Source organism: Rhodococcus sp. WS3 (assembly GCF_003797085.1).
Taxonomy (GTDB): domain Bacteria; phylum Actinomycetota; class Actinomycetes; order Mycobacteriales; family Mycobacteriaceae; genus Rhodococcus_F; species Rhodococcus_F globerula.
This window is the reverse complement of record NZ_RKMA01000006.1, coordinates 1-23418: the sequence shown is the minus strand read 5'-3', so window position 1 is coordinate 23418 and position 23418 is coordinate 1. Positions and strand designations below refer to the sequence as shown.

Annotated in this window: 22 protein-coding genes and 1 tRNA gene; 20 read left to right on the top strand and 3 right to left on the bottom strand. The window is 62.5% G+C overall.

What is annotated here, in order from left to right; translation table 11 throughout:
* Positions 1–785: AMP-binding protein (locus tag EEB13_RS31185; RefSeq protein ID WP_141487022.1), on the bottom strand; the 785-nt coding region annotated here is incomplete at its 3' end.
* A gap of 364 nt (positions 786–1149) precedes the next feature.
* Here EEB13_RS31185 and EEB13_RS31180 point away from each other — a divergent pair.
* The 5 genes from EEB13_RS31180 (at position 1150) to EEB13_RS31160 (ending at position 7306) form a co-directional block, all read left to right on the top strand.
* Positions 1150–2766, top strand: a complete 1617-nt coding sequence (locus EEB13_RS31180) for an ABC transporter substrate-binding protein (RefSeq protein ID WP_033235976.1) — start codon at positions 1150–1152, stop codon at positions 2764–2766.
* A gap of 125 nt (positions 2767–2891) precedes the next feature.
* A complete protein-coding gene (locus EEB13_RS31175) occupies positions 2892–3818 on the top strand; it encodes an ABC transporter permease (protein ID WP_033235977.1) in 927 nt (308 codons plus the stop codon).
* Positions 3811–4767 (top strand): ABC transporter permease, encoded by a 957-nt coding sequence (locus tag EEB13_RS31170; protein WP_019746638.1) that lies wholly within the window; start codon positions 3811–3813, stop codon positions 4765–4767. Before EEB13_RS31175 ends, EEB13_RS31170 begins: the two co-directional genes overlap by 8 nt.
* Before the next feature lie 5 nt (positions 4768–4772).
* Positions 4773–6497, top strand: a complete 1725-nt coding sequence (locus EEB13_RS31165) for a dipeptide ABC transporter ATP-binding protein (RefSeq protein ID WP_106939760.1) — start codon at positions 4773–4775, stop codon at positions 6495–6497.
* Between the two features lie 56 nt (positions 6498–6553).
* A complete protein-coding gene (locus tag EEB13_RS31160; RefSeq protein WP_033235946.1) occupies positions 6554–7306 on the top strand; it encodes a hypothetical protein in 753 nt (250 codons plus the stop codon).
* A gap of 401 nt (positions 7307–7707) precedes the next feature.
* Here the strand turns inward: EEB13_RS31160 and EEB13_RS31155 are convergent, their stop codons facing one another.
* Complete coding sequence (locus EEB13_RS31155; RefSeq protein WP_033235947.1) at positions 7708–8526, bottom strand: HAD-IB family hydrolase; 819 nt, start codon at positions 8524–8526, stop codon at positions 7708–7710.
* A gap of 335 nt (positions 8527–8861) precedes the next feature.
* On the opposite strand from EEB13_RS31155, the gene ssd reads away from it, so the two are divergent.
* The 7 genes from ssd to EEB13_RS31120 all read left to right on the top strand — a co-directional run bounded on the left by ssd (position 8862) and on the right by EEB13_RS31120 (position 13492).
* Positions 8862–9962 carry a septum site-determining protein Ssd gene (gene ssd / locus EEB13_RS31150; RefSeq protein WP_141487021.1) on the top strand — a complete coding sequence of 367 codons (1101 nt, stop codon included), beginning with the start codon at positions 8862–8864 and terminating at the stop codon, positions 9960–9962.
* Entirely contained in the window at positions 9959–11161 is a 1203-nt protein-coding gene (locus tag EEB13_RS31145; RefSeq protein WP_045066569.1) for a TadA family conjugal transfer-associated ATPase, read from the top strand. Before ssd ends, EEB13_RS31145 begins: the two co-directional genes overlap by 4 nt.
* On the top strand, positions 11158–11946 hold the full coding sequence (locus EEB13_RS31140) for a type II secretion system F family protein (protein WP_141487020.1): 789 nt from the start codon (positions 11158–11160) through the stop codon (positions 11944–11946). Before EEB13_RS31145 ends, EEB13_RS31140 begins: the two co-directional genes overlap by 4 nt.
* Positions 11947–12017: 71 nt before the next feature.
* On the top strand, positions 12018–12527 hold the full coding sequence (locus tag EEB13_RS31135; protein ID WP_372472399.1) for a type II secretion system F family protein: 510 nt from the start codon (positions 12018–12020) through the stop codon (positions 12525–12527).
* Positions 12528–12588: 61 nt separating this feature from the next.
* Entirely contained in the window at positions 12589–12789 is a 201-nt protein-coding gene (locus EEB13_RS31130) for a DUF4244 domain-containing protein (RefSeq protein ID WP_033235950.1), read from the top strand.
* Positions 12789–13142 (top strand): TadE family type IV pilus minor pilin, encoded by a 354-nt coding sequence (locus EEB13_RS31125; protein ID WP_033235951.1) that lies wholly within the window; start codon positions 12789–12791, stop codon positions 13140–13142. Before EEB13_RS31130 ends, EEB13_RS31125 begins: the two co-directional genes overlap by 1 nt.
* A complete protein-coding gene (locus EEB13_RS31120; protein WP_033235952.1) occupies positions 13142–13492 on the top strand; it encodes an Rv3654c family TadE-like protein in 351 nt (116 codons plus the stop codon). The genes EEB13_RS31125 and EEB13_RS31120 overlap by 1 nt, the downstream gene beginning before the upstream one ends.
* Here EEB13_RS31120 and EEB13_RS31115 read toward each other — a convergent pair whose 3' ends face one another.
* Entirely contained in the window at positions 13493–15781 is a 2289-nt protein-coding gene (locus EEB13_RS31115) for a DEAD/DEAH box helicase (RefSeq protein ID WP_141487023.1), read from the bottom strand.
* Between the two features lie 458 nt (positions 15782–16239).
* Here EEB13_RS31115 and EEB13_RS31110 point away from each other — a divergent pair, with 458 nt between their 5' ends.
* From EEB13_RS31110 to EEB13_RS31075, 8 genes are all read left to right on the top strand, one after another.
* Positions 16240–16443: a cold-shock protein gene (locus tag EEB13_RS31110; protein ID WP_033235953.1), complete on the top strand. Its 204-nt coding sequence runs from the start codon at positions 16240–16242 to the stop codon at positions 16441–16443.
* A 118-nt stretch (positions 16444–16561) separates the two neighbouring features.
* Positions 16562–17146, top strand: coding sequence for a hypothetical protein (locus tag EEB13_RS31105; protein ID WP_045066883.1), 585 nt, complete (start codon positions 16562–16564; stop codon positions 17144–17146).
* Between the two features lie 146 nt (positions 17147–17292).
* A complete protein-coding gene (gene topA / locus EEB13_RS31100) occupies positions 17293–20220 on the top strand; it encodes a type I DNA topoisomerase (RefSeq protein WP_033235954.1) in 2928 nt (975 codons plus the stop codon).
* A gap of 36 nt (positions 20221–20256) precedes the next feature.
* The gene (locus EEB13_RS31095; RefSeq protein WP_033235955.1) at positions 20257–21486 is read left to right on the top strand and encodes a DNA polymerase III subunit delta'; all 1230 of its coding nucleotides are present in this window, start codon (positions 20257–20259) and stop codon (positions 21484–21486) included.
* A 30-nt stretch (positions 21487–21516) separates the two neighbouring features.
* A tRNA-Thr gene (locus tag EEB13_RS31090) sits at positions 21517–21589 on the top strand.
* Positions 21590–21708: 119 nt separating this feature from the next.
* A complete protein-coding gene (locus EEB13_RS31085) occupies positions 21709–22314 on the top strand; it encodes an RDD family protein (RefSeq protein WP_033235956.1) in 606 nt (201 codons plus the stop codon).
* A 55-nt stretch (positions 22315–22369) separates the two neighbouring features.
* Positions 22370–22795 (top strand): DUF2752 domain-containing protein, encoded by a 426-nt coding sequence (locus EEB13_RS31080; protein ID WP_033235957.1) that lies wholly within the window; start codon positions 22370–22372, stop codon positions 22793–22795.
* A gap of 155 nt (positions 22796–22950) precedes the next feature.
* Complete coding sequence (locus EEB13_RS31075) at positions 22951–23148, top strand: hypothetical protein (protein WP_033235958.1); 198 nt, start codon at positions 22951–22953, stop codon at positions 23146–23148.
* The last annotated feature ends 270 nt before the right edge of the window (positions 23149–23418 follow it).

The window sequence follows — 23418 nt, the reverse complement described above, 5'->3', positions numbered from 1 at the left end:
GAGGTGTAGAGGATGAACAGGGGATGTTCGGCGTCGAACGGCTGCGCTTCGTGCTCGGGTGAAGCCTGGGCGACGGTTTCGTGCCACCACAGGTCGCGGCCGGGCGTCCACTCGACGTCGATGCCGGTTCGGTTGACTACCAACACGTTTTGGACGGAGTCGGCACCGGCAACGGATTCGTCGACCGCTGTTTTGATGGGTGCTGCGGCGCCGCGTCGCCACTGACCATCCACGGTGACAACAAGTTTGGCTTGCGCGTCGTCGATGCGTGAGCGCAGCGCGGTGGCGGAGAATCCGGCGAAGACGACCGAATGGGTCAGGCCGAGGCGGGCGCACGCGAGCATGGTGACGATCGCTTCGGGGATCATCGGCATGTAGATGGCGACGCGGTCGCCGGCGACGAGGCCGAGGTCGGTGAAAGTGTTTGCGGCGCGGCTGACTTCGGCGAGAAGGTCGTTGTAGGTCAGATCGCGGGAATCGCCCGGTTCGCCTTCGAAGTGAATGGCGACGCGGTCACCGTTGCCGGCGAGGACGTGGCGGTCGACGCAGTTGTAGGCGACATTCAACTGTCCGCCGACGAACCACTTGGCGACGGGGGCGTCGGTCCAGTCGAGGACGTCGGTCCATTTCTGGTGCCAGTGAAGGCGCTCAGCCTGATTCGCCCAAAAAGCAAGGCGGTCGGTATCTGCGGCAGCCTGCAGTTCCGGTCCCGCGTTGGCGGCCGCAGCGAACTCTGCGCTCGGCGGATATGCCTGGGGGACGTCCGTTTCGGCTGCGCTTGTCATGGCTGACGGCCTTCTTTCCACATTGATCGACACTTTTCTGACTCCGTGTGAGGGTAGTCACAAGCTCGCGCAAACGCACCGTTGCATCACGTTGCAACTCGTTGTCCTGCGACGATCGGTCGAATCGATGCGACGGGTGGTCGCTTCCGACGACGAATGAATGTGTCCGAATTGAATTACCCCCAAATTTCCAACAATGGGTGCGGTGCGCACTTCGAGGTTGATGTGTCTATTGTCAAACCATTATTCGACCGCAACTCGAAGTTACGTTCATCTTCAGTTGTAGGCGACACGACGCCGGCAGTTACGGCTGTCGGCAGGCCACGAGCATGCTCGGGGTCTATTAGATGTGGAAGGAACTCCTTTGCGTATCTCACGCATAGCGACCGGTGCGGTCGCGCTCGGAATGACGGCAGTGCTGATCACGGCATGTTCGTCCGACGATTCGTCGGGCGGATCGTCCAGCGGGGTCGTCAACGCCTGGGCGGGCGAGCCCCAGAACCCGTTGATCCCTACGAACACGGGCGAGAACATGGGCGGCCGCGTCGTCGACGCCGTATTTGCCGGCCTCGTTTCGTACACCGCCGCTGGTGGCACGGAGAACGAGGTGGCCGAGTCCATCGACAGTACGGATGGTCAGAACTTCACCGTCAAGCTCAAGGAGGGCTGGACCTTCACCGACGGCACCCCGGTCACCGCGAAGTCGTTCGTCGACGCGTGGAACTACGGCGCTCTCTCCACCAATGCTCAGATTCAGGCTTCGTTCTTCGATCCGATCAAGGGCTTCGACGAAGTTGCAGCCGAGGTCCCGACGGCGCAGACGATGTCGGGTCTGAAGGTAGTGGACGACTCCACCTTCACGATCGAACTCAAGCAGCCCGAATCGGCGTTCCCCGACCGCCTCGGCCACTCGGCGTACTACCCGCTGCCTGAGGTCGCTTACCAGGACATGACCGCGTTCGGTGAGAATCCGATCGGTAACGGTCCGTACAAGCTCGACGGAACGGGTGCGTGGCAGCACAACGTCCGTATCGACACGGTCGTGAACCCGGATTACAACGGCAACCGCAAGCCGAAGAACGCCGGCGTCGACTTCATCATGTACAACAGCCTCGACACGGCGTACACCGATCTCCTGGCCAACAATGTCGATGTTCTCGACCAGGTTCCGCCGAGCGCGGTCACGACCTTCGAGTCGGACCTGCCCGGACGCACGGTCAACCAGCCGTCGGCAACCATCGAATTGGTCACGATCCCGGGGCGCCTGCCGCACTTCAGCGGCGAAGAGGGCATGCTCCGCCGTCAGGCGATCTCGATGGCGATCAACCGCGATCAGATCACGCAGCAGATCTACAACAAGACCAGGACGCCTGCGCTCGACTTCACCAGTCCCGCAATCGAGGGTTGGAACGACTCGCTGACCGGAAACGGCAACGTGAAGTTCGATCCCGAGGCAGCCAAGGCTGCTTGGGCGAAGGCCGATGCAATTGCTCCGTGGTCGGGCAGCTTCGAGATCGCGTACAACTCCGATGGTGGACACCAGGAATGGGTCGACGCCACGTCGAACAGCATCCGCAACACCCTCGGCATCGACGCAAAGGGCAAGCAGTACCCCACCTTTGCTCAGATCCGTACCGAAGCCACCAACCGCACCATCCAGAGTGCATTCCGTGCCGGCTGGCAGGGTGACTACCCGCAGCAGTACGGCTTCCTGGCGCAGAACTACCAGACCGGTGGCAGCTCCAACGACGGTGACTACTCCAACCCCGAGTTCGACCGCCTCCTGCGCGAATCGGCCGGCCAGACCGATCAGGCGAAGGCTCAGGAACTGCTCGACCAGGCTCAGGAAGTCCTGCTCAAGGACCTGCCTGCAGTTCCGACGTGGTACCGCAACGCAGCCAGTGGATGGTCGGAGAACGTCTCCAACGTCACCATCAGCTGGAATGGTATTCCGGTCTACGAAGACATCGAAAAGAACTGACGCGTAGAACGATTCGCATCTGAAACGTGAGTTCGGGGTGGCAGGCGCTCTGCCTGCCGCCCCGAACTCGTGTTCACGTCGGATTGTCCGCTGACGGACACGATCATCGACAAGGAGGTGATCCGATGCTCTGGTACATCGGTCGCCGAGTGCTTCAAATGATCCCGGTTTTTCTCGGGGCCACTCTTCTGATCTACGCCATGGTCTTCTTGCTTCCCGGTGATCCGATTGCCGCGTTGGCGGGCGACAAGGCGCTCAGTCCGGCTGTTGCACAGCAGCTTCGGGAGCGCTACCACCTCGATCTCCCCTTCTATCAGCAGTACCTGCTGTACTTGAAGGGCATCTTCACGCTGGACTTCGGCACGTCGTTCTCCGGACGGCCTGTCAGTGAAGTTCTGGCACAGGCATTTCCGATCACGATGAAACTTGCCTTCATGGCACTGATCGTCGAGACGGTCTTCGGTGTCGGCTTCGGCCTCATCGCCGGCCTGCGTAAGGGCGGATTCTTCGACAGCACCGTCCTGCTGTTCAGCCTCGTTCTCATCGCCATCCCGATCTTCGTGATCGGCTTCCTGGCTCAGTTCTTCATCGGCGTCAAATGGGGCATCGTCCCGCCGACGGTCGGTGGCAACACCAGCTTCAAGAATCTCCTGCTCCCCGCCCTGGTTCTGGGTTCGGTCTCGTTTGCCTACGTACTGCGACTTACCCGAACGTCCGTGGCGGAGAACCTGAGTGCCGACTACGTGCGAACAGCCACCGCCAAGGGACTTTCCCGCGGACGAGTGGTTCGCGTGCACGTGTTGCGCAACTCGCTGATCCCCGTGGTCACCTTCCTGGGTGCCGACCTCGCGACGTTGATGGGCGGCGCCATCGTCACCGAGGGCATCTTCAACATCAACGGCGTCGGCGGCACGATCTACCAGGCGGTGACCAGAGGTGAAGCGCCGACGGTGGTTTCGTTTGTCACCATCCTGATCGTGATCTACCTGATCGCGAATCTGCTCGTCGACCTCTTGTACGCCGCGCTCGATCCGAGGATCCGCTATGTCTGAGACCGTGAAGACCGGACGTGCAGTCCGGCAAAGTCATTTCGTGGCACCGCCCGAAGTTGCGGCACCGGGGGAGACGGACGCCGTCAAGCTCGATCAGGCGCCGACAAGCATGTGGACCGACGCGTGGCGCGATCTGCGCAAGCGTCCCCTGTTCATCATCTCGACGATCATCATCCTCGCGGTCATCGTCATCGCAGCGTTTCCGAGCTTGTTCACGAGCACCGATCCGCGGTTCTGCGATCTGACCTACAGCATGCAGGGGCCGACCTCAGGGCACTGGTTCGGTTTCGATCGTCAGGGCTGTGACGTCTACTCGCGCACCATCTACGGTGCTCGCGCATCCGTACTCGTGGGCGTCGGCGTCACGGCGTCGGTGCTGGTGATCGGAGTGATCTTCGGTGCACTGTCCGGGTTCTACGGGGGCTGGACCGATTCGATTCTCTCCCGTGTCGCCGACATCTTCTTCGGTATCCCGCTGATCCTCGCTGCCATCGTTCTGATGCAGCTGTTCACCGATCGCACCATCTGGACCGTCGTCGGCGTCCTGGCGCTCTTCGGCTGGCCGCAGATGGCAAGAATTGCTCGTGGTGCGGTGATTTCGGCGAAGAACAACGATTACGTCATGGCTTCGGAAGCGTTGGGTGTCTCGAAGCTCAAGACCCTGATTCGCCACGTCATCCCGAACTCGTTGGCTCCCATCATCGTGGTGGCCACCATCTCGCTCGGCACGTACATCGTTGCCGAGGCGACGCTGTCCTTCCTCGGTATCGGGCTCCCGTCCACCGAGGTTTCGTGGGGCGGTGACATCAGCAACGCTCAGGTGACGCTGCGTCAGGGATCGACCATTCTGTTCTACCCGGCAACGGCTTTGGCGATCACCGTCCTCGGATTCATCATGATGGGTGACGCGCTGCGCGACGCCCTCGATCCCAAGTCGCGGAAGCGGTGAGCACGATGACCACCAAGGAAACTCTCACCTCGGAGGAAACTCCGCTGCTCGAGATTCGTGATCTCGAGGTGTCGTTCCAGTCCAATTCCGGTCCGGTTCCGGCAGTTCGAGGCGTCAGCCTGACTGTCTATCCGGGTCAGACGGTCGCCATCGTCGGCGAATCGGGTTCGGGTAAGTCCACTACCGCGCACTCGATCATCAATCTGCTTCCCGGCACCGGCAAGGTGACGGCAGGCGAGATCATCTTCGACGGCAAGGACATCTCGAAGGTCTCGGAGAAGGACTTCGTCCACATCCGGGGCAGCCAGATCGGTTTGGTTCCGCAGGACCCGATGTCGAATCTGAACCCGGTGTGGAAAGTGGGCTTCCAGATCGAGGAAGCACTGGCCGCCAACGGGATCGCCAAGGGCAAGGCAGCCAAGGTTCGCGCCGCGGAGTTGCTCGAGGAGGCAGGTCTCGCTGACGCCGAGAGCCGGCTGGGGCAGTACCCCCACGAGTTCTCGGGCGGTATGCGTCAGCGTGCGCTCATCGCGATCGGATTGTCAGCTCGTCCGAAACTCCTGATCGCGGACGAGCCGACGTCGGCGCTCGACGTCACGGTTCAGCGTCAGATTCTCGACCACCTCGACGGTCTGACAACGGAACTCGGCACCGCCGTTCTGCTCATCACCCACGATCTGGGGTTGGCCGCCGAGCGTGCCGAGCACCTGATCGTGATGAGCAAGGGTCGCATCGTCGAATCCGGTCCGGCACTGGAGATTCTGAAGCGACCGCAACACCCGTACACGCAGAAGCTGGTCGCTGCTGCGCCGTCGTTGGCGTCGAAGCGGCTCAGTTCGTCGGTGGCCCGCGCCGAGATTCGGGAACAGGCGGAAGAGGTCGCCGAAGCGGTCAAGGCCGAGGAAAGTACGGCAGAGTCCTTCGGCAAGGCGACCGACGACGTTCTTGTTGTCGATCATCTGACCAAGGTGTTCAAGCTGCGCAAGGGTTTCCGCAAGACCACCGACTTCACAGCTGTGAACGACGTGTCCTTCAAGGTCCGCCGCGGAACCACCACGGCGATCGTCGGCGAATCGGGTTCCGGTAAGTCGACGGTCGCGCAGATGGTTCTCGGTTTGCTCGAGCCCACTGCAGGCAACGTGGTCTTCGACGGTCAGGACGTGTCCGAACTCGGTGCGAAGGAAACTTTTGCGTTCCGTCGCCGAGTGCAGCCGATCTTCCAGAACCCTTACGGCACGCTCGACCCGATGTACTCGATCTACCGCACGATCGAAGAGCCGCTGCGTACCCACAAGGTCGGGACCAAAGCCGAGCGTGAGGCTCGCGTCCGCGAACTTCTCGACAAGGTCGGTCTGCCCCAGTCGGTCATGCGACGGTTCCCGAACGAGCTGTCCGGTGGACAGCGTCAGCGCGTCGCAATTGCGCGAGCGTTGGCCTTGCAGCCGGAGGTCGTGATCTGCGACGAGGCGGTGTCCGCTCTCGACGTGCTCGTACAGGATCAGATCTTGACCCTGCTCAACGACCTGCAGGCAGAGTTCGGGTTGACGTACCTCTTCATCACGCACGACCTGGCCGTGGTCCGTCAGATCGCGGACAACGTGTTGGTGATGTCGCGTGGCTCGATCGTCGAATCGGCGCCGATCGACGACGTGTTCGGCAATCCGCAGCAGGACTACACACGCAAGTTGCTCGACGCGATTCCCGGTGGGTCCATCAAGCTGGGAAGCTGACGCAACAGGTAGGTAGGCAAGTCCACAGAGGGGCTGCAAGGGTACCGTCGTTGATCGTGACGGACCCCTTGCAGCCCCTCGTCGATCTTCCAGGCGTACGCGCCGCCGCTGATCACGCGCGCGACGCACTCGGTGAGGTGCATCGGCACAAAACCAACCGCCGCGGATGGCCGACGACGGCTGCCGAAGCTGCAGTCCGCGCCGCTCGGGCATCGGCGTCTTTGGCGGGAGGGTCGACGGAGCTGCCGGCAGAGGGGATGGCCGGTGATCCGATTCTTGCCGGCGCCCTGCGGGTTGCGCAGGCGCTGGACGGTGACGGTCTGCCACTGATGGAGTCCACGTGGAAACGGGCGCCGCTGCAGGCTTTGGCCAGGTTGCACCTACTGGCGGCGGCAGATCTGGTCGAGGATCCTGACGAACTGGGACGACCTCGCATGGATCCGGGCGTCGGCGAGCGTCTCGACGCTCTCGCCCAACTGGTGACGGGTGGAACGTCGGCGCCGGCTCCGGTTCTTGCGGCAGTCGTGCACGGCGAATTGTTGGCACTGAGTCCGTTCGGTACCGCCGACGGCATTGTGGCGCGCGCCGCGTCCCGACTCGTCGCAGTCTCGTCCGGTTTGGATCCCCACAACCTCGGCGTCCCTGAGGTCAGTTGGCTGCGTAGGCCGCAGGCGTACGCCGATGGAGCCGCGGGATTTGCTTCCGGTCGTCCGGAAGGCGTCGGGAGTTGGGTAATTCTGTGTTGCGGCGCGCTTGAAGCTGGTGCTCGCGAGGCAACGTCGATTGCCGACGCCGCGAGTCCGAGCTAACCCACATCGGGCTGGTTCCACATCGGGCTCGTTCCACACACAAAACGGGCGGCGCTGCCGATTATCGACTTCGCCGCCCGTTAGCACGGACTACTCGTTACCAAGCGTGCTCGGTGGGTTGTGTGGATGGCCTCGGCGAGGGATCGCCATTTTGAGGTCGTCCCCGCAACTTGTGCGGAGTCCTCGCTCAAATTGAACGAATCTCGCAGGCCCACAACACTTCTGCCCTTATAGTGGCTTGTGCTCCGCGTGGGTGCCCTAGTGCCCGTGCTGGGAATCCGGGTTGGGGAAACGGTCCTTCTCTTCTGAGCCGTTCCTGGCCTTCCGTTCTTCCGTAACTCCTTTGTACCCTGTGTTGCGGCTCACAGCAAGTATCAATTTTTGTTTGTGTGCTTGAAGTTTCACCGTTTTCGGCGAAGTAGTGCAAACGTCACAACACCGGCTGTCACAGCTCCGATTCCGAGCGCTGCAGTAGTCGCCACAGCGGTGCCCGACTGTGCTGACAGCCGAGCGCGAAGCGAGACCGGATTCGAGAAAGTCAGTATGGGCCAACCATTTCCGGCTGCTGCCTTGCGAAGCGCGCGGTCGGGGTTGACGGCGCTCGGATGTCCGACGGCCTCGAGCATCGGCAAGTCGGTGATCGAGTCGGAATAGGCGTAACTCGCGGAGAGGTCGTATCCGTACTCGGCTGCGAGTTTTTCCATGGCTTCCACTTTGCCGGGGCCGTAGCAGTAGAAGTCGACCTCGCCCGTGTAGTGCCCGTCCTCTTCCTTCATCGACGTCGCGACCGAGTGTGTTGCTCCCAGTGCGCGGGCGATCGGAGCGACGATCTCCTCGCCCGACGCGGACACCACGATGACATCGTGGCCGCGCACCTTGTGGTCGGCAATCAAGTCGGCGGCCTCGGCGTAGACGAGGGGGTCGACAATGTCGTGCAGAGTCTCCGCGACGATCGACTTGACCTGTTCCACATCCCAGCCGGCACACATCGCGGTGATGTGTGCGCGCAAGCGCTCCATCTGATCGTGATCGGCGCCCGAGAGCAGGAACAGGAACTGCGCGTAGCTGCTCTTGAGAACCGAGCGCCGGTTGATCAATCCTTGCGCAAAGAACGGTCTGCTGAAAGCCAACGTGCTGGATTTGGCTATGACGGTTTTGTCGAGGTCGAAGAAAGCGGCAGTCCGCCCGGTTGTCAGTCCATTCCCAAGCTTGTCGGTCACAGCTACCGAGGATAGTCCGACAGTCGGTTCGGTTGCGTCACCACAACCGGGAAATGAACGGCGACGCTTACGAATCGCTGCTGTTCAGGCTTGCATTTCCCGGACATTTGCAGTGTAGGATTACGGCAGTTCGACTTGCTCGGACTGTGTTCAGCCCAACCCCCCGGGGCTGAACAGACAAGACAACCCCCGCCTCCCCCCAGGCGGGGGTTGTCCACTTTCTCGGGTACATCAACTCGGCTTCGTCAACTGAGAGTTATCCACAGAACCCGAGTTGTCCACAGCTCGATTCGGGTATCTGTTCTTTACCGGCGACAACGCTCAGGCTCGTGCTCATGAACTCGAATGCTTCAGGGGAATCAGGGCATGTCGCCGCGGATGTCCTTGTGTTGGTCGAAGATCCGCTGGTTCTTGCCAGCGTGCGGCGCGTCGTGGCTGCCGTTGATCAGTCGGCGGACGAGGGGCCACAACCGGTATCGCGCCAACAATGGAACAGGGCATCCGCGGTGGTGCTGGACATTGCACACGCGAAGGCGTGCTCGAGCCGCAACCCGAGGCGTTCACGCGTCTTCCTTGTCGGTGAGTCCGAACCGACGCTCGACGAGTGGAAATACGCGACCTCGATCGGCGCCCAGGCGGTATTCACACTGCCGGCGGACGAGAATGCGCTGGTTGCAGTGTTAGCCGAGCACTCGGTGAGCCGTGGCGAGGGCACAGTTGTTGCCGTTGTCGGCGCGTGTGGTGGAGCTGGTGCCTCGGTAAGCGCCGCGGCGATCGCCTTGGCGTCCGCCGCCCGTCGCATCCCGACGATGCTTGTCGACGTCGACGCACTTGGTTGCGGCGCGGACGTCGTGCTCGGTGTCGAAAATGTTCCAGGGTTGCGATGGGCGGCGTTGACGGTTGAGGGTGGGCGTTTGTCGGCGGATGCGCTTCGTGATGCTCTGCCCGCTCGCGGGCAGCACCTGCGGGTGCTCTCGTGCAGCCGCGGGGAGATCGGTGGTCCTTCGGTCACTGCGCTCGGGGCGGTGCTCGACGCCGGCCGACGATCCGGCGGTCTTGTCGTGTGCGATGTTTCCGGTTGTCGAGGACTGGAGGGTGAGGCGGTATTGGAGGGTTCGGATGCCGTCGTGATGGTTGTTCCGGCGACGGTGGCTGCCTGCGTCGCTGCGGAGAAGGTGGGAATGTGGGCGGCGCAACATAATTCGAATGTCGGGTTGTTGGTGCGCGGACCGGCTCCGGGTGGTCTGCGCGGGGCCGATGTTGCGACCATGCTCGGGTTGCCGTTGATCGCAGTTGTCCGGGGACACCGCTCGCTCGGGTCGATGCTCGAACGCGGCGGGCTGGAATTACGACGCAAGTGCGCGCTGACCCTCGGAGCGGACGCGGTGCTGGACGGACTCGCGGCGGGATCACGTTCCTGGAGTGTTGCAGCATGAGTGGTCTGGTCACGGCGGAACTGCTCGATCGGGTCCGTGATCGGTTGGCGGCGTCGACGGCCGCTGAGCCGACAGCGGCGACGGTCGCCGACGCCGTTCGGGCTGAGTCCGCCGGAGTGCTCGGTGATACAGATCTGCTCGAGGTCGTGCGAATTCTCCAGACCGAGCTGACCGGCGCCGGGCCGCTCGAGTCTTTGTTGCATGAACCAGGAGTCGCGGATGTCCTGGTGACTGCTCCGGACCAGGTGTGGGTCGATCGTGGGGTGGGACTGGAACGAACGAGCGTGAAATTTGCGGACGAGGCAGCGGTGCGACGCCTTGCTGCGCGTTTGGCCTTGTCGTCCGGAAGGCGACTCGACGACGCACAGCCGTGGGTCGACGGCCGGTTACGCGGAGTCGGCGACGGGCATTTCGGTGTCAGGTTGCACGCTGTTCTCGCGCCGGTCGCACAGGGGGGAACCTGCTTGTCGCTACGGGTGCTCAGACCTGCAACGCAAGGTCTTGACGCATTGTGCGCTCGCGGGGCGATCGAACCGGAGGCGCGTGCGCTGCTTGATCGAATCATCATGTGCCGTTTGGCTTTTCTTGTGATCGGTGGCACCGGTGCGGGGAAAACGACATTGCTGTCGGCTGTGCTCGGTGCGGTCGACCCCAGGGAACGGATCATCTGCGTCGAGGATGCGGCCGAGCTGGCTCCGCCACATCCGCATGTGGTTCGTCTGGTCGCACGCGCGCCGAATGTGGAGGGCGTCGGCGAGGTAGCGGTACGTGATCTCGTGCGACAGGCGTTGCGCATGCGACCCGACCGCATTGTCGTGGGCGAAGTGCGGGGAGCCGAGGTCATCGACCTTCTGACGGCCCTGAATACGGGCCATGACGGCGGGGCAGGCACCATCCACGCGAATTCGCCCGAGGAAGTGCCGGCGCGGTTGGAGGCCTTGGCCGCGTTGGGCGGAATGGATCGACATGCGTTGCACAGTCAACTTGCAGCCGCAGTCCAGGTGGTTCTACACGTGCATCGCTCCGCCGACGGTTCTCGGCGACTCGAGCAGATCGGGGTCATCAACCGCGGCGCAGACGGATTCGTACACATCAACCAGGCATGGCCGGCTGCGGGTCCGGGGCGCGATCAACTCGAAAGAATGCTGCGCCTCCGTGATCGGGACGGGCGCAGTGATCGGGACGGGCTGCCGGCATGAGCGCCACGTTGCTGCTGTGCGCGCTGTCGGTGATGGTTGCTCCGACGGTGAATTCGCGTTCCAGGCTCCTCGAATTCGCAGATTCGCGGGGGAAGGCATCATTCACCGTGCCGTGGACACTGATTGTCGCTGCACTGCCACTGGTACTGGGTGCGTTGTTCGGAGGTATATCTGCATTGATCGCTGCCGCGATCGCAGTGGGAACTGCGCTCTTTCGTGCTCGACGGAAGAAGGCATCGTTGGCAAGGCACTCGGAACTGGCGTTGCTGCTTGCCGGATTGGAGATCCTGATTGCAGAGTTGCGGATCGGTGCGCACCCGGCGTCCGCGTGTTCCATTGCCGGTGAGGAGTGCTCGGGCGCTGTGGGGGAAGTATTCCGTCGCGGTTCGGCGCGAGCTCGGTTGGGTGGCAGTGCAGCCGATGCATTCCGATCCGGTGGTTCGCTCGTCGACAGGGAGTTGGTGCGTGTTGCGTCAGCGTGGTCTGTCGCTGAACGATACGGTCTGGCGCTGGCCGAACTTCTAGGAGCTGTGCGGACGGATATGTTGGGTCGCAACCGTTTCCGTCAGCGCACCGAGGCCGGACTGGCCGGCGCGCGAGCTACCGCGACGGTACTGGCGGGGTTGCCGGTCCTCGGCATCGGATTGGGTGAGCTGATGGGGGCGGCGCCGTTGCAGGTGCTGTTCGGGGGTGGCGCGGGCGGAGTGATGCTGGTAGTCGGAACGGGGTTGGTAGCTCTCGGCCTCCTGTGGACCGACAAGATCACGTCGAAGGTTACCTCGTGATCTGGCTGGGAGTAGTGACGATCGCGCTGTCGTTATGGATAGTTCCGGACACCCGAATGTCACTGCCACGCATGGCAACAATGCTCGACAGAAGTGCCGTGGATACAGTTCTGCCGGACGAGCCACCGGTCGGCGATCCTCTGGCAGTCGCAGCAAGTTTCGACCTTCTAGCTGCATGCCTTCGTGGCGGTTTACCGGTTGCCGAAGCAGTGGGGGCTGTTGCCGCTACTGCGCCGGCGCCGATGGACGCCGCTTTGCGGCGTGTATCGGATCTGCTCACCCTTGGCGCCGATCCGGATGTGGCCTGGGGTGAAGCTGCGTTGGATCCCGACACCGAATCACTTGCCCGACTGGCGCGCCGGTCGTCACGGTCGGGGACGTCGCTGTCCGTCTCGATGGCGGAACTTGCAGAACGCCGTCGAGATGACGCGGAGGATGTTGCTGCCGCGTCCGCCGAACGCGCGGGCGTGCTGATCAGTGGTCCGCTCGGACTCTGTTTCCTGCCTGCGTTTCTCGCGCTGGGGATAGTGCCGGTGGTGATCGGATTGGCGTCGTCGGTACTCGGCGACGGGCTTATCTGAGTAGAACCGCGATTCTTCCGCGGCAGAACAACTGTCGTGGTCTTACAGGAGGGGGAAAACGATGTTCGGAATGATGGGAAAGTTGTCAGCGAGGTTGACGTTGCTCGTCGCCGAGGATGACGGAATGTCCACGGCAGAATATGCAATCGGGACCATTGCCGCCGCGGCATTCGGAGCGGTTCTCTATTCGGTGGTCACCGGCGATTCCATTGTCACGGCGCTCACCGGGATCATCGACAAAGCGCTCAAGACAGCTGTGTGATGTTGTCCACGAGGAGCATCCGCGAGGCTGATGACGGTGCAGTCACGGTCGAGGCAGCAATTGCACTCGCCTCGATGATCACTGTGGTGGTGCTGTGCGTCGGCGCGGTACTGGCGGTGACGATGCAGGTTCGGTGTGTGGATGCTGCTCGTGAGGCTGCGAGATTGACTGCCCGCGGTGATGGGGACAACGCGGTCACCACGTCGCGCCGAATCGCACCCTCCGACGCCCGGATTTCCGTGCAGATCGTGGACGGATTTGCCGTGGCGGTGGTGAGCGCCGACAGCGTTTTGCTACCGATGTTGGACATCACCGCAGAAGCAGTCGCAGCTGTGGAACCCGGAGCGGACTGATGACTCTGCAGGCGGACGACGGTATCGCAACAGTGTTTTCGTGTATTGCGCTGGCCGGGATCGTCGCGGTGACGGGTGGGCTGCTGCACGTGGGTTCGGCGGTCACCGCTCGTCACACCGCCCAGTCGTCTGCGGATCTCTCGGCCTTGGCGGGGGCCGGAGCGCTCGAGCGCGGCGCGGAGGCAGGCTGCGCCGCGGCAATCGACGTTGCGACGCGGATGCGAACAGTACTCGCGGAGTGCACTGTCGAGGACTGGGATGTCATTGTTCAGGTGCGGGCGCCGGTATTGTTGTCCCGCTTCGGTATCGGCGATGCGGAGGCGTCGGCGCGTGCGGGCCCTGTCGACTAGTCAGCTGATGGTGTCGATGACGGCCGTCAGAATCTTCACGGCGCCGTCCTTGTCGAGTGGATCGTTTCCGTTGCCGCACTTGGGGGAGTAGACGCACGATGGGCAACCGTTGGCGCACTCGCACGAGGTAATTGCGTCGCGGGTTGCGGAAAGCCAGCGTGAGAGTTCACTGTGCCCCCGGTCGGCAAATCCCGCGCCACCGGCGTGGCCGTCGTAGACGAACACGGTGGGCAGACCGGTGTCGGCGTGGATTGCCGTCGACACTCCGCCGATGTCGCCTCGGTCGCAGATGGCGACCAGTGGCAGGAGGCCGATCGCTGCATGCTCTGCCGCATGCAGCGCCCCGGGGAACCGCTCGGGCGAGACGCCGACGGATTCGAGCAGTTCCGGTGTGACCGTGTACATCACGGCCCTGGTCTCGAGCGTATGTGCAGGCATATCCAATTCGATGGAATCGAGGACTTCGCCGGAGTTGAGGCGTCGGAGGTACCCCACAACCTGATGGGTCACTTCGACGCGCACGAGTGCGACGGTGATGTCGCCGTAATTCTTGTGTTCGAGTTGTTCGGTGATGATGATCTCGGTGGTTTCGCGCGCCGAGGTGGTCCAGTCCGGATTTTCCGCGTGAACCAGTGCCAGACCGACTTCGAGGTCGAGTTCGTCCACCACGTACGCATCGCCCTGGTGAATGTGGACCGCGCCGGGGTGGACGGTGGCGGGTGCCCGTCCGGTGTCGACGGTTCCCAGCATCCGCCCGGATTCGCCGTCGACTATTGCTACTTGGGTGCCGATACCGCCGCGGATGTCCAGTGAGCCGTGCGGGTTGGAATCTGCGGTGATGAACCAACCGTGGGCGCGTCGCCGGATCTTGCCTTCTTCGGCGAGCTTGGTGAGGACGTCGATGGCTCCGAACGAGTCGACCTCGGCGTCGGAGAGTGGGAGTTCCATTGCTGCGCAGAGTAATTGCGGTCCCAGGATGTAGGGATTTCCGGGGTCCGTCACGGTTGCCTCGACGGGTTTCTCGAGGATGGCCGAAGGATGGTGAACAAGGTAGGTGTCGAGGGGATCGTCTCGGGCGATCAGGACCACCAGCGACCCCTCGCCGCGTCGACCGGAGCGTCCGGCCTGTTGCCAGAACGAGGCAACGGTCCCCGGGAAACCAGCTACGACAACGGCATCGAGCCCTGCGATGTCCACGCCCAGTTCGAGCGCGTTGGTTGTTGCCGCACCAAGCAGCGTGCCGTCCGCAAGTGCTGCTTCCAGTTCGCGGCGGTCTTCGGCGAGGTATCCCGCGCGGTACGAGGCGACTCGTTCGGCCAGATCGGTGTCGACTTCTGCGAGTAGCCGTTTGGTGGTCATGGCGGTCAGTTCCGCGCCGCGGCGTGAGCGTACGAAGGTGAGGGTGCGTGCGCCTTCGATCATCAGATCCGCCATGATCCGGGCGGCCTCGGCGCCGGCGGGGCGCCGGACTGGACTGCCGTTCTCGCCGGTGAGTGCCGGCACGAGTGGAGGCTCCCAGAGTGCGACGGTTCGCGGCCCGTGGGGTGATCCGTCGTCGGTGACCTCGGTGCAGTGCGCCCCGATCAGCCGCGAAGCCGCTGTTCCGGGGTCTGCGGTGGTGGCGCTGGCCAGGATGAACGTGGGGTCGGCGCCGTATCGGGCCGCGATGCGTCGGAGTCGGCGAATGATGAGGGCGACATTCGATCCGAAGACACCGCGGTAGGAGTGGCATTCGTCCACGATCACGTATTTCAGATTGCGGAAGAAGTGCGCCCAGCGTTGATGGGTGCGGAGCAGAGAGATGTGCAGCATGTCGGGGTTCGTGAACAGCCAACGGGAGTTTTCACGCGCCCATGTGCGCAACTCCTGTGACGTGTCCCCGTCGTACGCGCTCGGATTGGTTCCCCGTAGTTCGGCGTCGAAGTCGGTGAGGGACAGCACTGCCCGTAGTTGGTCGCTGCCGAGAGCTTTGGTGGGGGAGAGGTAGAGCGCGGTGGCAAGAGGGTCCGAAGCCATCGCGGTCAGGACGGGGAGTTGGTATGCCAGTGACTTTCCCGAGGCGGTGCCGGTGGCGACCACAACATGGTTTCCGCTGTGTGCAAGGTCTGCGGCAGTGCGCTGGTGGATCCACGGAGCGGTCACACTGTGCTCGTTCAGGGAACGGACCACGCTGGGGTGCAACCACTCCGGCCATTCGGCGAACCGGGCGCTGCGAGCAGGTAGTTGAGCGGTGAATGTCAGTGGATCTTCGTTCCCGCTCACGCCGGCGACGACGCGACCGAGGAGCATCTGTCCGTAGGTTTCGTTCGGCGCCGCGTCGGGATCAGGAATGCGGGAGGCTGCGTTCACGTGACTCTCCGGGATCGGCGTTCGGGTGTCCCGACAGTTCGAAACTGCCGTTACCTGCAGTTTTGATGATACGCATCGGCTGGCGGAAGTGGCGGCACGGGGTGGCGGCCGACTGCGGCGGGTCGAAGCCGGTGATATTCGGTAGCAAATTCTTAACGTATTTCGACTGTTGTGCACGCGCAGAACATGGTTGACTGACAACCGGTCGCAGCTTCTGTGTTCGTAGGCTTGAGAAAGTGCACGCTCGCAGGATCTTTTGTTGCGGACGTGGTGCTCTTGCCCTTTCCTGCGAGGATGCAAGCCTGGGGGGAAATCAGCTGGTACTGCGGCCGGAACGGGCCCGATGGATTGAATAAGCGCAGTTCATCGAATCCGGTGTTAGAAAGAGAAGGAAAAGCATGGCACAGGGCACTGTGAAGTGGTTCAACGCTGAAAAGGGCTTCGGCTTCATCGCTCCCGAAGACGGTTCCGCAGACGTCTTCGTTCATTACTCCGAGATCCAGGGCAACGGTTTCCGTACCCTCGAGGAGAACCAGCGTGTGGAGTTCGAGGTAGGGCAGGGCAACAAGGGGCCCCAGGCGACAGGCGTTCGCGCGGTCTGATTCTTCCGAGCTGGACACGGTCTGTCCCTCGTTGCCTCGCCGCAATGGGGGACAGACCTTTTCGTAATAGGTCCCATTATTTATGCCGCAACGGTCCTCGTGCCCTACGTTGCACTCTGTGAGCCAACTGTCCTTTTTCTCCGCCGAGTCGATTCCCCCTGCCGTGACAGACCTGGCCGGCATGCTGGCCGGACACGGTCAGGTGGTGACAAACGAAGATCGTGCTCGGATCTCGATCGTCGTAGATCGAGACTGGCGGGCCCAGGCCATCGCCGAGCTGATCGCACAATGCGGACTCGGCGCAGAAGTGACGCGTAGTGATGAAGGAAGCCCGCTCGTCCGAACTCAGGCGACGCCGGCCCTGCTGCCCCTGTCCGTGCAGTGGACCAAAGGTGCCGTGAAGTCCGTCCCGGCTGGATGGGTTCCGAATCCCCGCCAGCTCCGGGTCTGGGCAGTCTCGTCCGGCAGGATGGAAGAGGACGGCGAACGCTTCGTTTTCGGCCTCGATCCGCACGCGACTCAGACTCACGCGCCGTTGGCGCAAGCCTTGATGCGAGTGGGTATCGCACCTACTCAGCTGGGCAACCGGACGCCCGGTCCAGGGCTTCGTATCGCCGGCAAGAAGCGACTGACCAAGCTCGTCGAATACCTGGGCGAGGCACCCCGTCACGTGGACGTCGAAGCGGCCTGGCCACAAATCTGACCGTGTCCATACTGTACTGATCTGCACGAATGTCGTGCGGGTATGTCACTCTGTAAAGAGAGACACGGGGTATAACTTGCTCCACACGTCTAGTTCTGAAGAACTGCCGACGGCAGTGATCGTCCAAAGGAAGGTTCGGGCAGCAGGTGGCTAAAGCGGACAACGGCAGCGGTCAGGGAGCGTCCGGTAACCCTCGTCGCCTCGTGATCGTCGAGTCACCGACCAAGGCGCGCAAAATCGCTCCTTACCTCGGTAAGGACTACGTAGTCGAGGCATCGGTCGGTCACATTCGCGACCTGCCGCGCGGCGCAGCGGATGTTCCGGCCAAGTACAAGGGCGAGCCGTGGGCCCGTCTCGGCGTCAACGTCGATCACGACTTCGAGCCGCTCTACGTCGTCAGCCCGGAGAAGAAGGGCAAGGTCGCCGAACTCAAGTCACTCTTGAAGGACGCTGACGAACTCTTCCTCGCAACTGACCCCGACCGCGAGGGTGAGGCCATTGCGTGGCATCTCCTCGAGACCCTGAAGCCCAAGATTCCGGTTCGTCGAATGGTCTTCCACGAGATCACCGAACCGGCAATTCGTGCTGCTGCCGAAGACACCCGCGAGCTCGACATCGACCTCGTCGACGCTCAGGAAACCCGCCGTATCCTCGACCGTCTCTATGGTTACGAGGTCAGCCCGGTGCTCTGGAAGAAGGTCATGCCGAGGCTCTCGGCGGGCCGCGTCCAGTCGGTTGCTACCCGTGTCATCGTTCAGCGTGAGCGTGAGCGCATGGCGTTCAAGTCGGCTTCGTACTGGGACATCTCCGCCACGCTTGATGCCGGCGCCGACGCCAGCCCACGCAGTTTCGGTGCGCGTCTTGTCTCGGTCGACGGTTCCCGCGTTGCTTCCGGTCGCGATTTCGGACCGGACGGAAAGCTCAAGGGCAGTGCGGTCACTGTGCTGGACGAGGCGTACGCGCGTCGACTGGCCGAGGCTTTGCACGGCGTCGACCTCACGGTTTCGTCTGCAGAAGACAAGCCGTACACCCGTAAGCCGTACCCGCCGTTCATGACGTCGACGCTGCAGCAGGAGGCCGGTCGCAAGCTTCGCTTCACGTCCGAGCGGGCCATGCGTATCGCGCAGCGTCTGTACGAAAACGGCTACATCACCTACATGCGTACCGACTCGACGACGCTGTCCGAGTCGGCGATCGCTGCTGCTCGTGCGCAGGCCACCGAGTTGTACGGCCCGGAGTACGTCCATCCGACGCCGCGTCAGTACACCCGCAAGGTCAAGAACGCGCAGGAAGCGCACGAGGCAATCCGTCCGGCCGGCGATGTGTTCCAGACGCCGGGGCAGTTGCACTCCAAGCTCGACGCCGACGAGTTCAAGTTGTACGAACTCATCTGGCAGCGCACCGTGGCTTCGCAGATGGCCGACGCTCGGGGCAACACGCTGACGCTTCGCATTTCCGGCACGGCCGGCACGGGTGAGGACTGCACGTTCTCCGCGTCCGGTCGCACCATCGTATTTGCGGGCTTCCTCAAGGCTTACGTCGAGAGCGTCGACGAAGAGGCAGGCGGTCAGTCCGACGATGCCGAATCCAGGCTTCCGATACTGGTCAAGGGCCAGGAAGTCACGGCAACCAAGCTCGATCCCGACGGTCACAGCACCAACCCGCCGGCGCGGTACACCGAAGCCAGCCTGATCAAGACTCTGGAAGAGCTCGGTATCGGCCGACCGTCGACGTATTCGTCGATCATCAAGACCATCCTCGACCGCGGATACGTCTACAAGCGGGGCAGCGCACTGGTTCCGGCGTGGGTTGCCTTCGCCGTGGTCGGTCTGCTCGAGGCGCACTTCGGCCGGTTGGTCGACTTCGATTTCACCGCAGGCATGGAAGACGACCTCGACGCTATTGCCGGTGGACGTGAGCAGCGCGGTAACTGGCTGAGCAGCTTCTACTTCGGTGGCGAGCACGGTGCCGAAGGTTCGGTCGCCCGCGAAGGCGGTCTCAAGAAGATGGTCGGCGTCAATCTCGAGGAGATCGACGCCCGCGAGGTCAACTCCATCCGGCTGTTCGACGACGCCGAGGGTCGTGAGGTTCACGTACGTGTCGGCCGATTCGGTCCGTACCTCGAGCGCATGGTTCAGAATCCGGACGATCCCGAAGGCGATCTGATCTCGCAGCGGGCCAATCTTCCCGATGACCTGCCGCCGGACGAGCTCACCCCCGAGTACGCCGAGAAGCTGTTCGCGACGCCTCAAGAAGGTCGCAAGCTGGGCGTCGATCCTCTGACCGGAAACGAGATTGTCGCGAAGGAGGGCCGCTTCGGTCCTTACGTGACCGAGATTCTCCCCGAACCGCCGGCCGAGCCGGAGCCGGACATCGTGCCGGTTCCGGAACCGGAAGAGGTCAGCGCGGGAACCACCAAGACTGCGGTGAAGAAGGCCGCAGCCAAGAAGGCTCCCGCGAAGAAGGCTGCCAAGAAGGTTGCGGGCCCCAAGCCGCGCACCGGATCGCTGCTCAAGTCCATGGACTTGGCGACGGTCACCTTGGAGGATGCACTTCGGTTGCTGTCCCTTCCGCGCGTCGTGGGTGTCGATCCCGAGAGCAAGGAAGAGATCACCGCTCAGAACGGCCGATACGGTCCGTATCTGAAGAAGGGCACCGACTCGCGTTCCCTGGCCGACGAAGAGCAGATGTTCACGGTCACCCTCGACGACGCGCTCAAGATCTACGCAGAGCCCAAGCGACGTGGACGTCAGGCGTCGGCTACTCCGCCGCTGCGTGAGCTGGGTGTCGACCCGGTCAGTGAGAAGCCGATGGTGATCAAGGACGGTCGTTTCGGTCCGTACGTCACCGACGGTGAGACCAACGCCAGCCTGCGCAAGGACGATGCCGTCGAATCCATCTCGGATGCTCGTGCGTCGGAGTTGCTTGCTGACCGTCGTGCCCGCGGACCGGTGAAGAAGAAGGCCGCTGCGAAGAAAGCCCCGGCGAAGAAGGCCGCTGCGAAGAAGACCGCCGCCAAGAAGGCCCCGGCCAAGAAAGCGGCTGCCAAGAAGGCTCCGGCGAAGAAGGACTGAGCCGGACTCGTCGGTGCCGACGGTTAAGGTTTTTGCATGAGTAGTGATGTGACCGAACGTGGTGTGTTCGGTCGGCTGGTAGGTCAGCACGACGTCGAGCAGAGTTTGCGAGCCGCCGCGCTGTCCGCCAGAGGCGACTCCAGCGGATCCGATATGACCCATGCGTGGCTCTTCACGGGGCCTCCCGGATCCGGGCGGTCCGTGGCGGCGCTGTGCTTTGCCGCAGCCCTGCAGTGCACGTCCGACGGCGAACCGGGATGCGGGCAGTGCCATGCGTGCACAACCACGATGGCGGGAACCCATGGTGACGTACGACGGATCATTCCCGACGGATTGAGCATCAGCGTCAAAGGCATGCGCGAGATCGTCAATATCGCGTCGCGCAGGCCAACGACCGGTCGTTGGCAGGTCATCGTCGTCGAGGACGCGGATCGATTGACCGAGGGCGCGGCCAATGCGCTTCTGAAAGTTGTCGAGGAGCCGCCGGACCGCACGGTGATCCTGCTCTGCGCTCCCACCACGGACCCAGAGGACATGTCGGTCACACTCCGTTCGCGATGCCGGCACTTGGCTCTCGTGACGCCGTCTGTCGAGTCGATTGCCCAGGTGTTGATCGGGCGTGACGGATTGGCTCCCGACCAGGCGAGATTTGCCGCATCGATCAGCGGTGGTCACGTCGGCCGAGCGCGACGCTTGGCTACCGACGATGTCGCGCGGGACGAACGTGCGCGGTCGCTCCGGCTTGCCTTTGATGCCGCGTCCGCATCGACGGCGTACAAAGCAGCCGAAAATCTGGTGAAGTCGATCGAGTCCGAAACCAAGACACTCTTCACCGACGTCAAGGAACGTGAACTCGAAGAACTGAAGGTCTCGCTCGGCGGCGGCGGAACCGGTAAGGGCACAGCCGGCACGCTCCGAGGGTCTGCCGGATTGATCAAGGAACTCGAAGCGCGGCAGAAATCGAGGGATACGCGGGCCAAGCGTGATCTTCTCGACCGGACGCTGATCGATCTTGCCGGCATGTACCGCGACGCCTTGTCGTACGCGTTGGGGTCGTCGTCCACGTCCACTCATCCCGATATGGCCGAGCGGGCATCCGATCTGGCATCGCGGACGTCACCGGAAGGTCTACTGAAGTGCATCGAAGCAGTGCTTGCATGCCGCGAAGCCGTCGATTTCAACGTCAAGTTGCAGTGGGCTCTCGACGCGATGGTTGCGAGTATCGGCGAAGCCTTCCGACCCCCGTTTTCGCGTTCCGGGGGTTGACCAGTTAGACTCGCCATCGCCGAAAGGCACGCTGCCTTAGCTCAGTCGGTAGAGCATTTCACTCGTAATGAAAAGGTCGAGAGTTCGATTCTCTCAGGCAGCTCGGCCAAGAGCCCCGTACCAGGAAATTCTGGTGCGGGGCTCTTGTCGTTTACCGGTAAATACTCGATGCCCCGTTTATCCTGATCCTGCGTACACGCGCCTGAGCAGGGGAGAATCGCCATGTCGGAGCAGAACTGGGGATCTGGCGAGCAGCCGAACCAGCCACCGCAGTACGGGCAGCAACCGCAGTACGGACAGCCACCTCAGTACGGGCAGATGCCTCCCGTGTCGTCGCAGGGATATGGGCCTCCGCAACCTGCCTACCCGTACGCCTCCTGGATTTCGCGTGTCGGCGCGTATTTGCTCGATTACCTCATCGTGCCGCTACCTGGCGTGATCGTCGCGATCATCGGCGCGGTGATCGCGTTCTCGGGAGCGGAGGTCACCACGTATGACGACGGAACCGTCACTACGGAAGGTGCAAATTCGGTCGGCCTCTTGGTCATCGGGATCGGGATTGTTCTGACCCTCCTGATCGAGGTCTGGAACTACGTCTTCCGTCAGGGCAATACCGGCCAGTCATTGGGGAAGAAGTGGCTGGGTATCTCCGTGGTTCGAGAGTCCGACGGTGTTCCGCTGGGACCACCCATGGCTCTCCTGCGATGGATATTGGAAGCGATCCTCGGCGGAGCGTGCTTCCTCAACTACTTGTGGCCGCTCTGGGATTCGAAGAGCCAGTGCTGGCACGACATGATTGTTCGCTCAGTCGTTATTCGAGCGAGATAGAACGGGTTCGCGTGGCCGCAGCTGTCGGTGGCCACCAGCTTCTACAGTGGATCGTATGAAGACCGAGACCTCCGCAGTGCGGGGCTGGCGGGCGCTGAGCGCTCCGGCCGGCGTCGCTGCAGTGGGGGTCTCGGCTTTTGTGCTTTTGCACGTCCGAGATCCGCACAATTCCGGAAGCTACGGGGTCTGTCCCATGTATGCGGTGACAGGTCTGTGGTGCCCGGCGTGTGGTGGCCTTCGAGCAGTCAATGACCTGACGCATCTCGATATCGGTGCGTCGTTGTCGAGCAATGTGTTGATCGTTCCGTTGATCGCGGTACTGGTTGTCGCGTGGGGGCGGTGGGTTGTGCGCAGATGGAACGGGTTGACCGATCGGATGATCGTGCTTGCGCCGGCAATGACAATCGCGGTGCTCGGAACGCTTGTTGCCTTTACGGTTGTGCGGAACACCCCTTGGGGTAGCTGGCTAGCGCCGGCCTGAATGTGAGTGAGGTCGAAATGGCAATGCAGGTTTTTTCACTGATCGTGCTTCTCGGTGCACTGATCGTCTTGATCCCGACAGCCAGACGGGTCTTCGGCAAGAAGGATGACGAGTAAGTACTCGACATCGACTGGTCTGAGGCACATGCTGGCGGTATGGCTGATTCGTTGAAGGCCCGCGTGCGCGAGAAGTTGTTGCGCCAACTCTCCGAGGATGGCCGACGCCCGATTCACGATGCAGAAGGTGACGATTCCCGATTGTTGTCGGTGTCGGACGACCTCGAAGCCCTCGAATTGGCGCAAGAGGGAGATCCGATCATCGAAGAATTGGCGCAGAGGTACTGGGTTCCCTGAAGTTTACAAAGCGCAGCGCTGTGACCAGGCGATTTGGTGTTGTGTTGATCTTCGCGTAACTTATTCCAGGTCAGAGCGACACGGACACCGACTCCCACCTGCGAGGGTGAGTGACACGAGGTTGTACGAAGTCCTGGCGAACACTCCAGTTAGTTGACGAAGATCAGCCCGGTTTGCGCCGGTGCGGAGAATCGGATAGGCTGGAAAAGTTGCCCCGGAGCGAGTGGCCTGAAGGTCGCGGTGATGGTGTGCGCGTGTTCTTTGAGAACT